Source organism: Pseudarthrobacter ribosi (assembly GCF_055412865.1).
Window position 1 is genome coordinate 239,997 of record NZ_JBVAYZ010000003.1, and the last position, 14,301, is coordinate 254,297.

A 14,301-nucleotide genomic window follows, 5' to 3' on the forward strand; every position below is an offset into this window, starting at 1 on the left:
GATAGGGTATTCGTAGATATGTTCGGATAGCCGGGTGTTCCCGGTTCTCTATTTCAGCTGAATTTTCAGGAGCCCGGCTTTGATCAGTTTTCTCCGCGGAACCGTAGCGCACGTCGGCCTGTCCTCCGCCGTGATCGACCTCAACGGCGCCGGCATGAGCGTGAACGCCACCCCGCAGACCCTCAGCCGGCTCCGCACCGGCGAGGAGGGGAAGCTCTTCACCTCCCTGATCGTCCGCGAGGATTCCCTCACCCTGTTCGGCTTCGGCAGCGACGACGAACGCGAAGTCTTCGATATCCTGCTCAGCGTCAGCGGCGTCGGGCCTCGGCTGGCGCTGGCCGTCCTGGCCGTGCACGAGCCCGAAGCGATCCGGGTCGCCGCGCACTCCGGCGACGGCAAGGCATTCACGAAGGTGCCCGGCATTGGCCCCAAGGTCGCCGGCCGGATCGTGCTGGAGCTGGCCGGAAAGCTCGTCCCGCTCGGAACCGCTGCCAGCGCCACGGCCCCGGCCGCATCCTCCGAAGCGGTCTGGAAGCCGCAGGTCGTCGCCGCCATGACGAGCCTGGGCTGGTCCGAGAAGGACGCCACGTCCAGCATCGACAAATCCCTGGCTGATTCCCCCGAACTGGCCGAGAAGGGCAACGTGGCCGAGATCCTGCGTGCCACCCTCCGCTGGCTGGGCCAGGACGGCGCCCGCGCCGGGAACAGGGTAGGCGCCCGTGGCTGAGCCGTCGGTGGTCGCGGGGGGAGAGGAGCCGGAGGAGCGGGTCATCGAAGCCGCCCTCAGGCCCAAGAACCTACACGACTTCGTCGGCCAGCACCGGGTCCGCCGGCAGCTCTCCCTCGTCCTGGAGGCCTCGCGCATGCGCGGCCGCAGCGCCGACCACGTCCTGCTCTCGGGCCCTCCCGGGCTGGGCAAGACCACGCTGTCCATGATCATCGCGGCCGAGATGAACGCCCCGCTGCGGATCAGCAGCGGCCCCGCCATCCAGCACGCCGGCGACCTGGCAGCCATCCTGTCCTCGCTGTCCGAAGGTGAAGTTCTCTTCCTCGACGAGATCCACCGGATGTCCCGGCCGGCCGAGGAAATGCTTTACATGGCAATGGAGGACTTCCGGGTCGACATCATCGTCGGCAAGGGTGCCGGCGCCACCGCCATCCCGCTGGAACTGCCGCCGTTCACCCTGGTGGGGGCCACCACCCGCGCCGGCCTGCTGCCCGGACCGCTCCGGGACCGCTTCGGTTTCACCGGCCACCTGGAGTTCTACTCCGTGGCCGAACTGGAGCTCGTGCTCCGGCGCTCCGCCGGACTCCTGGATCTCAAGGTCAACTCCGCCGGCTTCAGCGAAATCGCCGGCCGCTCCCGCGGCACGCCCCGCATCGCCAACCGGCTCCTGCGCCGGGTCCGCGACTGGGCGCTGGTGCACGGCATCGAGCAGATCGACGCCCGCGCCGCCTCCGCGGCGCTGGACATGTATGAGGTCGACAAACGCGGACTGGACCGGCTCGACCGGGCCGTCCTGGAGGCCCTCATCACCAAATTCGGCGGAGGGCCCGTGGGCCTGTCCACCCTGGCCATCGCCGTCGGCGAAGAGACCGAAACGGTGGAAACCGTCGCCGAGCCGTACCTCGTCCGCGAGGGGCTGCTGGGACGCACCCCGCGGGGGCGCATCGCGCTCGCCCCGGCCTGGACGCACCTCGGCTTCGCTGTACCGCCCGGAATCTTCGCCCAGGACCCGCTTGAGCTCTTCCCGGCCGAGGACGACAGCCCTGACCTGCAGGCCGGGCTGGGTCAGGATGCTGATCCGGAATGGATCCGTAATAGTCAATAGCACCGCGCCGTAACGTTTTCCCTTTAGACTGGAATGACGCTCGGCACGTTCGGGTCTTTGTTTCTGTGCGCGGCCAGCACCTGGCCGCCGTCGGCTTGGCATGATACCCAACCAGCCCGGAGCGAAGCGGACGTTGCTGGAAAACCAGCTACGCAAGTACAGAACGGAACTATCCCTGTGTTCGGACTTATTACTGCCCAGACCCAGCCGCAGGCCGGCGGCGGCATCGACATCATGACCATCCTGTTGTTCGCCATGCTCGGCGTCTTCGTCTTCATGATGTTCCGCCGCAACAAGAAAACCCAGCAGCAGCAGGCGCAGCTCCAGTCGAAGTTCGCCCCGGGTGTCGAGGTCATGACCAGCTTCGGCCTGTACGGCCGCATCGTCGAGATCGACGATGAAGAGAACAAGGTCCTGCTGGAACTCTCCCCGGGTAACACCGCCACGGTTCACCGCCAGGCCGTCACCAAGATCGTCGAACCGGTTGTCGCCGCCGAGGAGCCCGCTGTGGTTCCGGACGATGCCTCCTCGCTGACCATCGACACGGCCGAGAGCGCTGCCCCCGTCAACGACGCTCCGCGCGAGGAGACGCCGGACGAAACCCTGCGCCGCCTCAACGACGAAGGCAAGAAAGACAGCTAGTCTCCCTGTTTGAGCTATCCCGCGAAGTAACGGCTGCGGGCCACCGCCGGGGCGGCCCGACCGGGCCGCCCGGCGGTTTCCTCCGTAAATAAAAGAAAGATCGACAATGGCACGAACTGGCCCCAAAAACACAGCCCTCAGGGTGCTGGTCTGGCTCGGCGTTATCCTCGCCGTCCTGACCGCCGTCCTGGCCGGCGGCACGATGGCCGGCCAGGCGAGCTGGGCTCCCAAGCTCGCCCTGGACCTTGAAGGTGGCACGCAGATGATCCTGGCGCCCAAGGTTGAGGGCGGTTCGGACATCACCGAGGATCAGCTCAACCAGGCCGTGGCAATCATCCGCCAGCGCGTGGACGGTTCGGGCGTCGCGGAAGCTGAAATCAGTACGCAGTCCGGACGCAACGTCGTCGTCAGCCTGCCGGGCACACCGTCGAAGGAAACCCGCGCGCTGATCCAGGCGTCCGCCGACATGAACTTCCGGCCCGTCCTCCAGGCCGGTCCGGGCGCAGCTGTCCCCGCGGAGTCACTGACCCCGGACGACCAGCTGCCCCAGCCCACCGCTGAGCCCGCCAACGGCAGCGACGTGAACTGGGTCACCCCTGAAATTTACAAGAAGTTCGAGACGCTCGACTGCGATAACCCGTCGCAGGACAAGCAGGAACGCTCCGACCCGGCCCAGCCGCTGGTCACCTGTGAACCGGCCTCCGCGAACTCGCCGGCGATCAAGTACATCCTGGGCCCGGTCGAGGTCAAGGGTGCCGACATCGCAGGGTCCTCCTTCCAGCTGCAGCGCGGCGCCCAGGGCGCTGTGACCAACGAGTGGGCTGTCAACATCCAGTTCAACGAAGAAGGCACCGCCAAGTTCAAGGAAGTCACCGAGCGGCTGTTCCAGTTCTACACCGCCGGCGGCGGCCAGAGCGGCTCGGATCCGAAGTCCCAGTTCGCGATCGTCCTTGACGATCAAGTCATTTCCGCTCCGCGGTCCCTGGCCGTCATCACTGACGGCCGTCCGCAGATCACCGGCGGTTTCACCGAGGAGTCCGCGAAGGCCCTCTCGGACCAGCTCCGCTTCGGCGCCCTGCCGATCAGCTTCGAGATCCAGAGCGAACAGCAGATTTCGGCAACCCTCGGCGGCGAGCAGCTGAAGATGGGTATGCTCGCCGGCCTGATCGGCCTGCTGCTGGTGGTGGTGTACTCCCTGTTCCAGTACCGGGCACTGGGCCTGGTCACCGTCGCCTCCCTCGTGATGGCCGGCGCGCTGACGTTCCTGGCCATCGACATCCTGGGCTGGACCGAAAACTACCGGCTGTCCCTCGCCGGCGTCGCAGGCATCATCGTGGCCATCGGCCAGACCGCGGACTCGTTCATTGTCTACTTCGAACGAATCCGTGATGAACTCCGCGAAGGCCGCGGCCTCGTCTCGGCAGTCGAGAACGGCTGGAAGCGTGCCAAGCGCACCGTCCTGGCGTCCAAGGCCGTCAACCTGCTGGCCGCCCTGGTGCTGTACTTCGTCGCAGTGGGCAACGTCCGCGGCTTCGCGTTCACCCTCGGCCTGACGGCCATCGCCGACCTCATCGTGGTCTTTATGTTCACGCACCCGACCCTGCAGCTGCTGGCCCGCACCAAGTTCTTCGGTGAAGGCCACCCGCTGTCCGGACTGGACCCGAAGAGCCTCGGCGCTGTTCCCCTGTACCGGGGGGCGGGCCGGTTCCGCACTCCCGCGGACAAGCCGGCCCAGGTTGCCGCGCTCCGCGCCAAGAACACCGGCGCCACGGCTGAGGCCGAACGCCGGATGACCATTGCAGAACGACGCCTCGCGGAACGACAGGAACAGCTTGCTGGCTCCTCCAAGAGCACGTCAAAGGAGGGTAACTAAATGGCCACCAGCTTCGCCACTTTCGGTAATGAGCTCTACACGGGCAAACGCTCGTATGACTTCGTGGAATCCAAGAAGATCTGGTTCCTGATCGCGGCCGTCCTCGTGGCGCTGTCGATTCTCCTGCCGGTCGTCAAGGGCGGCTTCAACCTCGGCATCGAGTTCCGCGGCGGCTCTGAATTCACGGTCTCCAACGTGATAACCACCGATGCCGCCATCGGCGAGAAGGCCGTCGAGGACGTTGTTCCCGGCGCCGTCCCGCGCGTGGCGAACGTCGCGGGCAACACGATGCGGATCCAGACGGACAAGCTCACGGAAGATGAGACGCTCCAGATCAAGTCGGGCCTCACCTCGGCCTACGGCGTGACGGACAACGAGGTGACCTCCACCTTCATCGGGCCCACCTGGGGCGCCGACGTCACCAAACAGGCCCTGCTGGGCCTGGCCATCTTCGTCGGGCTCGCCGCCGTGCTGATGGCGCTGTACTTCCGGACCTGGAAGATGTCGCTCTCGGCGATCGTGGGCATGCTCGTGACGATGTTCATCACCGCGGGGGTCTACGCCCTCAGCGATTTCGAAGTCACACCGTCGGCCATCATCGGGTTCCTGACCGTGCTGAGCTACTCGCTGTACGACACAGTGGTGGTCTTCGACAAGATCCGTGAGAACACCGCGGACCTGCAGGCCTCCACCCGGCGGACGTTCGGTGAGGAAGTGAACCTGGCCGTCAACCAGACCCTGGTCCGCTCCATCAACACCATGATGGTGGCCATCCTCCCGGTCGGTGCCATCCTCTTCATCGGCGCCGGGCTGCTGGGCGCCGGAACGCTGCGGGACCTCTCGCTGGCACTTTTTGTCGGGATCCTGATCGGCACGGCGGCCACGATATTCATCGCGGCGCCGCTTTACGCCTGGCTGCGCCAGGGCGAACCGGAGTTGGTCAAGCAGGCCGAGCGTGTGCACCACCGCCGTGCCCATGCCGCCGCCAAGACCGACACCCCGGCGGAGCCGGCCACGGCTTAGCCGCTACGGTCCTGCCGGACCGGTCACCACCGGGGATGTTCCCCGTGGTCCCGACGGGCCGGAGAACGTCATCCGTGACGCTCTCCGGCCCGTCGGCGTACCGCCGCCGGTTATCGAAGTATCCTGCTGCGGGAATAGACTGGAAGAATTAACGGGTTCGGAGAGGTGCTCCATTGGAAGAACGTTCGACGCCGGTGCCATCAGCGCCGGTGGATAAGGCTCCAGGCCAGGGTTCACAGACTGGCGTGGTGACTCCCGGACGCGCCGATCCGCCGGTCCCCGTGGAGAGCTCGGGCGCACGCCCCACCTTCCCCGGCCGGCGCGAACGCACCCGCTCCCGCCTCGCCCGCCTGACCGGGCGCGGCGCCCCCGCCTATTCGCCTATCCTCGAGCCGCTGCTGCGCACCGTGCGCGCCAACAACCCCAAAGAGGACTTCGACCTCATCCAGCGGGCCTTCGTCGTGGCGGAAAGCTGCCACCGGGGCCAGAAGCGCAAGAGCGGCGATCCCTACATCACGCACCCCGTCGCGGTCGCCACGATCCTGGCCGAGCTGGGGCTCAGCGGAACCACGCTGGCAGCGGCGCTCCTGCACGACACCGTCGAGGACACCTCGTACACCCTCGCGGACCTGAAGGCGGAGTTCGGGCCGGAAGTTGCCATGCTGGTGGACGGTGTCACCAAGCTCGACAAAGTCAGCTTCGGCGAGGCCGCGCAGTCCGAGACCGTGCGCAAGATGGTCGTGGCCATGGCCAAGGACATCCGTGTCCTGATGATCAAGCTGGCGGACCGGCTGCACAATGCCCGGACCTGGCGCTTCGTCTCCGCCGAGTCCTCGGCACGCAAGGCCCGGGAGACCCTGGAAATCTTCGCCCCGCTGGCGCACCGGCTCGGCATGAACACGATCAAGTGGGAACTGGAAGACCTCTCCTTTGCGGCGCTGTACCCCAAGGTCTACGAGGAAATCGTGCGCATGGTGGGGGACCGGACCCCTGAACGGGAAAAGAACCTCTCCGTCATCCGCAACCAGATCACCGAGGACCTGCGCGAGGCGAAGATCAAGGCCACCATCACGGGCCGGCCGAAGCACTACTACTCGATCTACCAGAAGATGATCGTCCGGGACAAGGACTTCGACGACATCAATGACCTGATGGGCGTCCGCGTCCTGGTCGACTCCGTCCGGGACTGTTACGCGGCCCTGGGCGCCATGCATTCGCGCTGGAACCCCCTTCCCGGGCGGTTCAAGGACTACATCGCGATGCCCAAGTTCAACATGTACCAGTCGTTGCACACCACGGTGATCGGCCCGGGCGGCAAGCCCGTGGAGATCCAGATCCGCACCCACGAGATGCACCGCCGCGCCGAATACGGCGTCGCCGCGCACTGGAAGTACAAGGACCAGCCGAACAGGGCGGCGGCCGGGCCCGGAAGCCCGCGCGACGGCGACATGGGCTGGCTCCGGTCGCTGGTGGACTGGCAGCAGGAAACCTCCGACCCCGGCGAGTTCCTGGACTCCCTGCGCTTTGAAATCAACGCCCGGGAAGTCTTCGTCTTCACCCCCAAGGGCGAGGTCATGGCTTTGCCCGCCGGCTCCACGCCCGTGGACTTCGCCTACGCCGTCCACACCGAGGTGGGCCACCGGACCATCGGGGCCCGCGTCAACGGCAAGCTGGTCCCGCTCAACAGCGAACTGAACCACGGCGACTGGGTGGAAATCTTCACCTCCAAGGCTGAAGGCGCCGGGCCCAGCCAGGACTGGCAGCACTTCGTCAAGAGCGCCCGGGCCCGCAACAAGATCCGGCAGTGGTTCAGCAAGGAACGCCGCGAAGAGTCGATCGACCGCGGCAAGGAACTGCTGACCAAGGCCATGCGCAAGCAGAACCTCCCGCTGCAGCGCCTGATGACACACGACGCCCTCGCCGCGATCGCCGAGGACTTCAAGTACGTCGACATCTCCGGGCTTTACGCAGGGGTGGGCGACGGGCACACCTCCGCCCAGTCCGTCATGGAGCGCCTGGTGGAGAGCCTCGGCGGCAATGACACGCCCGAGGACGATCTCACGGAGATTTCCATTCCCACCCAGGTCACCAAGACCCGGTACTCCGATTCGGGCGTCGTGGTGCGCGGCGTCGACGACGTCTGGGTCAAACTCGCCCGCTGCTGCACCCCGGTGCCGCCGGACCCGATCCTGGGTTTTGTCACCCGCGGTTCCGGCGTCTCCGTGCACCGGACGGACTGCACCAACGTCAGCGGACTGCTGGCGCAACCCGACCGGATCGTCGAGGTCGAGTGGGCGCCCACGCAGTCAAGTGTCTTCCTGGTCGAAATCCAGGTCGAAGCACTCGACCGCAAGTCGCTGCTGTCGGATGTGACCCGGATCCTGTCGGAAAACCACGTCAACATCCTGGCGGCCAGCGTGCACACGTCCACGGACCGGGTGGCCATCTCCAAGTTCGCCTTCGAAATGGGCGACCCCAAGTACCTGAGCCACGTCTTGAGCGCCGTCCGCCGCATTGACGGCGTCTTCGACGTCTACCGGACCACCGGCAACCGGCGGCGCAGCTAAGTCCGGCCGAAACGGCCGGGGTCTGGCGCTATGGGGCCGGGCCGGCCCGCAGCTGTTCGAGCTTCGCCAGGGCCGCCTTCCTGTAGGGCATCCCCGGGGTGGCTTCGATGGCGTGCGTGAGCAGCCGTAGCCTCAGGCCCAGTTCGGGCTTGCCGAGCAGCGCCCGCAGGGCCGGCACCGCCCGCCCGGGGTCCACATGCAGGGCGATGTCCACCGAGGTCCGCAGCGGGCTGGAGACCATCAGTCCGCCCAGGCTTACGACGTCGAACGGGCCCAGGCGCACTTCATGGAAAGTGCAGCCCCGGGTGGACCGCAGACTCGAAATCCGCCGGTTGGCGTCCACCAGCATGGCGAGCCGGTCTGGTTCGGCGGCGCAGCCGTAGATCCAGGCCGCCGTCATCCTGCCCGCAACGACCCGCTGGCGGATGGCCGGACTAACCAGGACAGACGCCGCACGGGCCCGGAGCTGCGGAGTGGGCCGGGTGCCCGGCGGCAGGTAGCCGCGCTGGTACAGCTGCGTCAGCACGCCGTCGGACGCCATCGCCTGTAGTTCGGGCCAGGAGAACAGTGCCCCTGGGGAGTACAGCTCGGGCAGAGGCAGGTCGGGCGGGGTCGGCTTGGGCGGGGGCGGGCCGTGAAGAATGACCATTCAGCCATCCTGTCCGCTCCCCGGCACAGCAAACAGGCCCCGGCCCGGTCATGTGGATAACCGGTACGGGGCCTGCCGCGATCTGCTTGGAAAGCCGGGCGCTGTGGTGCTTGCTGCTAGGAGAGCTCGCTCGCGGACTTCTCGAGCTGTTCCAGCCAGGCCTCACGTGCCTCGAGGGCTTCCTTGGCGGCCTTGATCTTGCGCTCATCGCCGGCCTTTTCGGCCTTGGCCAGGTCATCCCTGAGTCCCGCGATGGCTGATTCCAGCTGCGTCAGCGCGCTGTTGGTGCGTGCCTTCGTCTCCGGGTTGGAGCGCTTCCAGTTCTCATCCTCGGCGTTGCGGACGGCGTCTTCGACCTTCCGCAGCCCGGCCTCGACGCGGCCCATGTCGGCGCGGGGGACCTTGCCGGCTTCTTCCCAGCGGTCACGAATGGACTGAAGCGCCTTCTTCGTGGCGGCGAGGTCCTTGATGGGAAGCAGCTCGTTGGCTTCCACGAGCAGGGCTTCCTTGACCACCAGATTGGCGCCGTATTCCTGGTCGATCTCGTCGTTGGCTGCCTGCCGGTTGGTGAAGAAGACGTCCTGGGCGGCCCGGAACCGGGCCCAGAGGGCGTCGTCGTCCTTGCGGCTGGCGCGCGGTGACGCCTTCCACTCGTCCATCAGACGGCGGTATTCACCGGCGGCAAATCCCCAGTCGGTCGAAGTCGAGAGGGCCTCGGCCTCGGTGATCAGCTTCTCCTTGGCGGCCTTGGCTGCCGAGTTGGTGCTGTCCAGCTGGGAGAAGTACGCGCGGCGGTGCCGGTCAAAGACGGTACGGGCGGCACGGAAACGCTTCCAGAGGGCATCCTCGTTGCTGCGCCCGAGCCGGACACCGCTCTTCTGCGCGGTCTTCCAGCTCTCGAACAGTTCGTTCATCCGGGCGCTGGAGGTCTTCCACTGGATCTGGGCCGGGTCGTGGCCCGCGATCTCTTCGGCCTCTGCCACGATCGCCTCGCGGGCGGCCAGTTCGGCGGCGCGGACGGCGTCGTGTTCGGCCTTCTCGGCTTTTTCGAGCTCGGAGATCTGCGTCGCCAGGGTGTCCAGGCGGGCTTCGGCGGCGCGAAGGTCGCCCACCATGTTGCGTTCGGCGAGCTGCTCGCGCAGGTGGGTGACGGTCTTCTGCATGTCCGTGGCGGGGGCCTTGGAGCTCACGCGCTGTTCCAGCAGGACAATCTGCGCCACGACGTCGTCGTACTTCCGGGCGAAGTAGCCCAGGGCCTCGTCATCGCTGACGCCGGGGTACTGGCCGACGGGGTGTTCCTCGCCGTCGACGGTCAGGAACACGTGGCCGTCGCCCTCGACGCGGCCCCAGCGTGCGGCTTCGGCCAGCGAGGCGGCAGAGGACACGGAGGCCGGTGCGGCCGCCGGAGCTGCCGGGGAGGACTTTGACTTCGGCCGGGCAGCGAAGGCTGCCGGGGACGGCGCCGGACGCGGCGCGGCGGGAGCTGCAGTGGCGGGTGTCGCGGGAGCCGCGGCGGCGGGTGTCGCGGGAGCGTCGGCGGCGGCGGGAGCCTCCGGTGCGGCTTCCTCGGCGGGAGCCGCAGGAGCTTCAGGAACCTCGAGGGCGGGAGCCGCAGGAGCTTCAGGAACCTCGAGGGCGGGAGCCGGAGCCTCCGCCACCTCGGTAGCCGTTTCCGGCTCTGCCGTGGCGGCTTCCACTTCGGGCTCGGCCGCCGTCTCCGGCTCCGGGCTGGTGGGAGTATCTATCGCCTGCGCTGTGTTGTGGTCTACGAACCCAGCCTCAGTTTCGGTCTCGTTGGCAGCTGCTGCTGCCACTGTTTCGTCGGATTTCTGACTGTCTGTCACCGCTAGAAGTCTTTCGCTTGGAGGGAAATACCGGGGCCGTGGCCGCAAGGGCGACGGCTGGTTACTTCAGTGTGAACGAGTCTATCGTGACTGGTTCCGCAGGGGCGCCGTCTGCGGCGTTATCACCCGGTTTTAGTCCGGCGGCCGCAATATTGGTCACTACATCCAGTCCCGAGGTCACCTTCCCCACCACGGTGTAGCCGCCCGCGGCGTCGGCCGGGATGACGGTGTCCTTGTACACAATGAAGAACTGGGTGCCGTTGCCGTAAGCGTTCCCGCCGCTCCGGGCGACGGCGATGGTTCCGGCCGGGTAGGTGTTGTCCGGCGGGGTGTTCTCCAGCGGGCCCCAGGCGAAGCTCGGGTCGCTGCTGCCGTCGCCGGCCTTGGAGCCGCACTGCAGCACACCGAACGTCTCGGAGGTGGTGAGCCGGTGGCAGTTGAGCCCGGCGTAGAAGTTCTGGTCCGCGAGGGACTTGAAGACGGCGGCCGCCTGGGGTGCGCTGGTGCCGTCCAGTTCGACGCCGAGCGCGCCGCTGTTGAGCTTGAGTTCGCCGGTGAAGGTCTGCCCGGCGGCCGTTTCAGGCTTCGGGATGTTGTCGGCGTTGCTGGGGGAGGGCGACGGCGTGGCCGAGGGTGTGGTCAGCCCGGCCTGGGCGGCGGCGTATTCGGCCTCGGTGGGATTGGAGGAAAAGACCGTCACCTGCAGCACCAGCGCAACGACGACCGCGGCCGTTCCGGCACCAACGGCCAGGATGTTGTCGCGCCTGCGGCGCTTGTCCTGCTCCTTGCGCAGCTCGCGCTTCGCCTCCATCTGCTGGACGCGCCGCTTGGCTTCGCGGGCGCTCCGTGAACTGGCCGCCAAAAGTCCTCCTGGGTGTAGGGCCGAAACCGGGGGCGGCGCGGGGGCGCCGTCGCGTGTTCAGCGGTAAAGCTGCCGGCAGCCCGGGCGTGGCCGGCCGCATTAGAAGTTGCGGGCGCGGAACGCATAAACTGACTGCCGCACACAGTTTATGCATGACCGGCCTGTCTGCCGCCCATCTGATCCCCGTTTCGGACGGCCGTTTCGGCCGCAGCGCGGCGCAGGAGACTCCGGCCGGTTTTACCTGAGGAGAAAATCCACCATGGCACGCACCGCCTCCCTGTCCGGATTCCCCGAGTGGCTTCCCGAGGAGCGGCTGGTGGAGCTGCATGTGCTGGACACGCTGCGCCGGGTCTTCGAACTCCATGGCTTTTCCTCCATTGAAACCCGCGCGGTGGAGACGGTCGGGCAGCTGCTGCGCAAGGGCGAGATCGACAAAGAGGTCTACGGCCTGAGCCGGCTCCAGGACGACGACGAAAGCGCCGCAGGCACTGCGGCAGGCGCCGCCAAGTCGCACCGGGGCGATCCGCACGCCCTGGCGCTGCACTTCGACCTCACCGTGCCGTTCGCCCGGTACGTCGTCGAGAATGCCGGCTACCTCGCTTTCCCGTTCCGCCGTTACCAGATCCAAAAGGTCTGGCGCGGCGAACGTCCGCAGGAAGGCCGCGCCCGCGAGTTCACCCAGGCCGACATCGACATTGTGGGCGACGGCGAGCTGCCGTTCCGTTACGACGTCGAGATCGCGCTGGTCATCGCCGAGGCCCTGAGCGCCCTGCCGATCCCGGCTTTCCTGCTCCGGATCAACAACCGCAAGCTGGCCGAGGGCTTCTACAACGGCATTGGACTCACCGACACCGCCGGCGTGCTGCGCAGCATCGACAAGCTCGAGAAGATCGGCCCGGCCAAGGTGGCTGAGCTGCTGAAGACCGAGCTCGGAGCCACCGACGAGCAGGCCCAGTCCGCCCTCAAACTGGCCTCGATCCGCACCGAGGACACCTCCTTCGTGGGGCAGGTCCGCGCCCTCGGGGTCAGCAACGACCTGCTCGAGGAGGGCCTGACCGAACTGGAGCAGGTCATTGCCGCAGCCGTCCAGCGGGCGCCCGGCAAGGTCGTGGCCGACCTCAGCATCGCCCGCGGCCTGGACTACTACACCGGCACCGTGGTCGAAACCGTCCTGGTGGGCCACGAACAGCTCGGCTCGATCTGCTCCGGGGGGCGCTACGACGCCCTTGCCAGCAAGGGCAACCGCAAGTTCCCCGGCGTCGGCCTCTCCATCGGCGTGACCCGGCTGGTCTCCCGCATCCTCAGCCAGGACCTCGCCAAGGCCACACGCTCCGTGCCGACCGCCGTGCTGGTGGCGCTCAACAGCGACGACAGCTGGGGCGCGGCGCAGGACGTCGCCGCGGAGCTGCGCAGCCGCGGGATCGCCACCGAGGTGGCGGCCAAGGCCGAGAAGTTCGGCAAGCAGATCAAATTCGCGGATCGCCGCGGCATCCCCTTCGTCTGGTTCACCGACGACGACGGCAAACACCAGGTCAAGGACATCCGCTCCGGCGAACAGGTCGACGCCGACCCGGCCACCTGGGCTCCGGCCGCGGAGGACCTGCACGTCCGGGTCCAGACAGCCTAGGCGGCGGCTTTCCGGCGCCGCAGCCGGCGCCGCAGCACTAGGAAGCGCCCGGCCACGCCGACCGCCAGCACGGCCGCCATGCCCAGTACCGAGGCGGGCGGCAGGGTCACGGCCAGGATCAGGCAGCCGAGGAAGCCCAGTACGTTGAGCCAGCGCGGGGCATGCCAGGGACGCGCGGACAGCGTGAAGGCGGCGGCATTCGTCACCGAGTAGTAAACCAGCACGCCGAAGCTGGAGAAGCCGACGACGGTCAGCACGTTGGTGGTCAGCAGCAGCACGATCACGGCGGCCGCGACGGTCAGTTCTGCGAGGACCGGGACCGTGTGCGCGCCGCCCACCCGGGCGAGCGGAGACGGCAGGTCACGTTCCCGCGCCATCGCCATCGCGGTCCGGCCCACTCCCGTGATCAGTGCCAGCAGCGCGCCGAGGCACGCGGCGGCCGCGCCGGCCTGCACGAACGGGGCACCCGCGCTCAGCTTCGAACTGGTGACGGCGTCGAGCAGCGGCGCCGTCGAGCCGGCCAGCTGTTCCGCCGGCAGATGCCATTGCAGCAGCAGCGCCATCCCGAGATAAATGACGAACGCCGCGGCTAGAGCCGCAAGAATGGCCCGCGGAATGGTGCGGGCCGGGTCCTTGACCTCTTCGCCCAGCGTCGCGATCCGGGCGTACCCGGCGAAGGCAAAGAACATCAGTCCGGCCGCCGGGAGCACACCCCAGCCGCCCGCCGCGGCAGTGCTGGCGGCGGCGCCGTCCGATGAAGGATGCGGCCCCAGAATCGACGCCGCCGCCACGAACGCCAGGGTGGCGAGCACCACGCCCAGCAGGATCCGGGTCAGCAGCGCCGTCCGGGTGATCCCGAGGAGGTTGACGCCCGTGAGGACCACGACGGCGGCCACCGCCAGCGGCGTCGCGAATTCCGGGGCCACATAGTGGCCGAACGTCAGGGCCATCGCCGCGCAGGAGGCAGTCTTTCCGGTCACGAAGCCCCAGCCCGCGATGAAGCCCGGCCATCCGCCCAGCCGCTTCCGCCCGTAAACGTAGGTGCCGCCGCTGGAGGGGTACCGGGCGGCCAGCTGGGCCGAAGCCACCGCGTTGCAGTACGCGATCATTCCGGCAACGGCCACCGCGACGGCCAGCAGGGGACCGGCCAGGGCAGCGGCGGGCGCGAAGACCACAAACACTCCGGCGCCCAGCATGGAGCCGAGCCCGATCGCGGTCGAATCCAGAACGCCCAGGCGGCGCTGCAGCTGCCCGGGCGTGCGCCGGTCCGGGGAGGGCGTGCTCTGATGCCGGCTTGCCATGGCGGGCGGTGCCTTTCCAGCGGGTAAACTCGAACGGGATCGTTCCAGTAGCGATCCTATTGAACATGAGTTTTGATTTCC

Annotated in this window: 11 protein-coding genes; 7 read left to right on the plus strand and 4 right to left on the minus strand. The window is 67.6% G+C overall.

Annotated features, from left to right (window positions below; all coding sequences use genetic code 11):
* Nucleotides 1–79 precede the first annotated feature (79 nt).
* The 6 genes from ruvA (at nt 80) to ACZYZ5_RS04790 (ending at nt 7,937) form a co-directional block, all read left to right on the plus strand.
* The gene (gene ruvA, locus ACZYZ5_RS04765) at nt 80–727 is read left to right on the plus strand and encodes a Holliday junction branch migration protein RuvA (RefSeq protein ID WP_463899539.1); all 648 of its coding nucleotides are present in this window, start codon (nt 80–82) and stop codon (nt 725–727) included.
* Nucleotides 720–1,832: a Holliday junction branch migration DNA helicase RuvB gene (gene ruvB, locus ACZYZ5_RS04770; protein ID WP_463899541.1), complete on the plus strand. Its 1,113-nt coding sequence runs from the start codon at nt 720–722 to the stop codon at nt 1,830–1,832. Before ruvA ends, ruvB begins: the two co-directional genes overlap by 8 nt.
* Nucleotides 1,833–2,066: 234 nt before the next feature.
* Nucleotides 2,067–2,474: a preprotein translocase subunit YajC gene (yajC, locus tag ACZYZ5_RS04775; protein ID WP_463899711.1), complete on the plus strand. Its 408-nt coding sequence runs from the start codon at nt 2,067–2,069 to the stop codon at nt 2,472–2,474.
* A 106-nt stretch (nt 2,475–2,580) separates the two neighbouring features.
* Complete coding sequence (gene secD / locus ACZYZ5_RS04780) at nt 2,581–4,347, plus strand: protein translocase subunit SecD (protein ID WP_463899543.1); 1,767 nt, start codon at nt 2,581–2,583, stop codon at nt 4,345–4,347.
* Nucleotides 4,348–5,370, plus strand: a complete 1,023-nt coding sequence (gene secF, locus ACZYZ5_RS04785) for a protein translocase subunit SecF (protein ID WP_463899545.1) — start codon at nt 4,348–4,350, stop codon at nt 5,368–5,370.
* A 173-nt stretch (nt 5,371–5,543) separates the two neighbouring features.
* Nucleotides 5,544–7,937, plus strand: a complete 2,394-nt coding sequence (locus ACZYZ5_RS04790) for a RelA/SpoT family protein (protein WP_463899548.1) — start codon at nt 5,544–5,546, stop codon at nt 7,935–7,937.
* A 28-nt stretch (nt 7,938–7,965) separates the two neighbouring features.
* Here the strand turns inward: ACZYZ5_RS04790 and ACZYZ5_RS04795 are convergent, their stop codons facing one another.
* The 3 genes from ACZYZ5_RS04795 to ACZYZ5_RS04805 form a co-directional block, all read right to left on the minus strand.
* Nucleotides 7,966–8,586, minus strand: coding sequence for a hypothetical protein (locus tag ACZYZ5_RS04795; protein ID WP_463899551.1), 621 nt, complete (start codon nt 8,584–8,586; stop codon nt 7,966–7,968).
* A gap of 116 nt (nt 8,587–8,702) precedes the next feature.
* Nucleotides 8,703–10,283 (minus strand): DUF349 domain-containing protein, encoded by a 1,581-nt coding sequence (locus tag ACZYZ5_RS04800; protein WP_463899714.1) that lies wholly within the window; start codon nt 10,281–10,283, stop codon nt 8,703–8,705.
* Between the two features lie 208 nt (nt 10,284–10,491).
* Nucleotides 10,492–11,292 (minus strand): peptidylprolyl isomerase, encoded by an 801-nt coding sequence (locus tag ACZYZ5_RS04805; protein ID WP_463899553.1) that lies wholly within the window; start codon nt 11,290–11,292, stop codon nt 10,492–10,494.
* Nucleotides 11,293–11,551: 259 nt separating this feature from the next.
* Here ACZYZ5_RS04805 and hisS point away from each other — a divergent pair, with 259 nt between their 5' ends.
* Nucleotides 11,552–12,919 carry a histidine--tRNA ligase gene (gene hisS / locus ACZYZ5_RS04810; RefSeq protein WP_463899555.1) on the plus strand — a complete coding sequence of 456 codons (1,368 nt, stop codon included), beginning with the start codon at nt 11,552–11,554 and terminating at the stop codon, nt 12,917–12,919.
* Here hisS and ACZYZ5_RS04815 read toward each other — a convergent pair.
* Complete coding sequence (locus tag ACZYZ5_RS04815) at nt 12,916–14,220, minus strand: APC family permease (RefSeq protein ID WP_463899558.1); 1,305 nt, start codon at nt 14,218–14,220, stop codon at nt 12,916–12,918. The genes hisS and ACZYZ5_RS04815 overlap by 4 nt on opposite strands.
* Nucleotides 14,221–14,301 lie beyond the last annotated feature (81 nt).

Coding starts and splice junctions, on each gene's coding strand:
- yajC (WP_463899711.1), top strand. CDS start 2,067: ATGACCATCCTGTTGTTCGCCATGCTCGGCGTCTTCGTCTTCATGATG.
- secD (WP_463899543.1), top strand. CDS start 2,581: ATGGCACGAACTGGCCCCAAAAACACAGCCCTCAGGGTGCTGGTCTGG.
- secF (WP_463899545.1), top strand. CDS start 4,348: ATGGCCACCAGCTTCGCCACTTTCGGTAATGAGCTCTACACGGGCAAA.
- ACZYZ5_RS04795 (WP_463899551.1), bottom strand. CDS start 8,586: ATGGTCATTCTTCACGGCCCGCCCCCGCCCAAGCCGACCCCGCCCGAC.
- hisS (WP_463899555.1), top strand. CDS start 11,552: ATGGCACGCACCGCCTCCCTGTCCGGATTCCCCGAGTGGCTTCCCGAG.
- ACZYZ5_RS04815 (WP_463899558.1), bottom strand. CDS start 14,220: ATGGCAAGCCGGCATCAGAGCACGCCCTCCCCGGACCGGCGCACGCCC.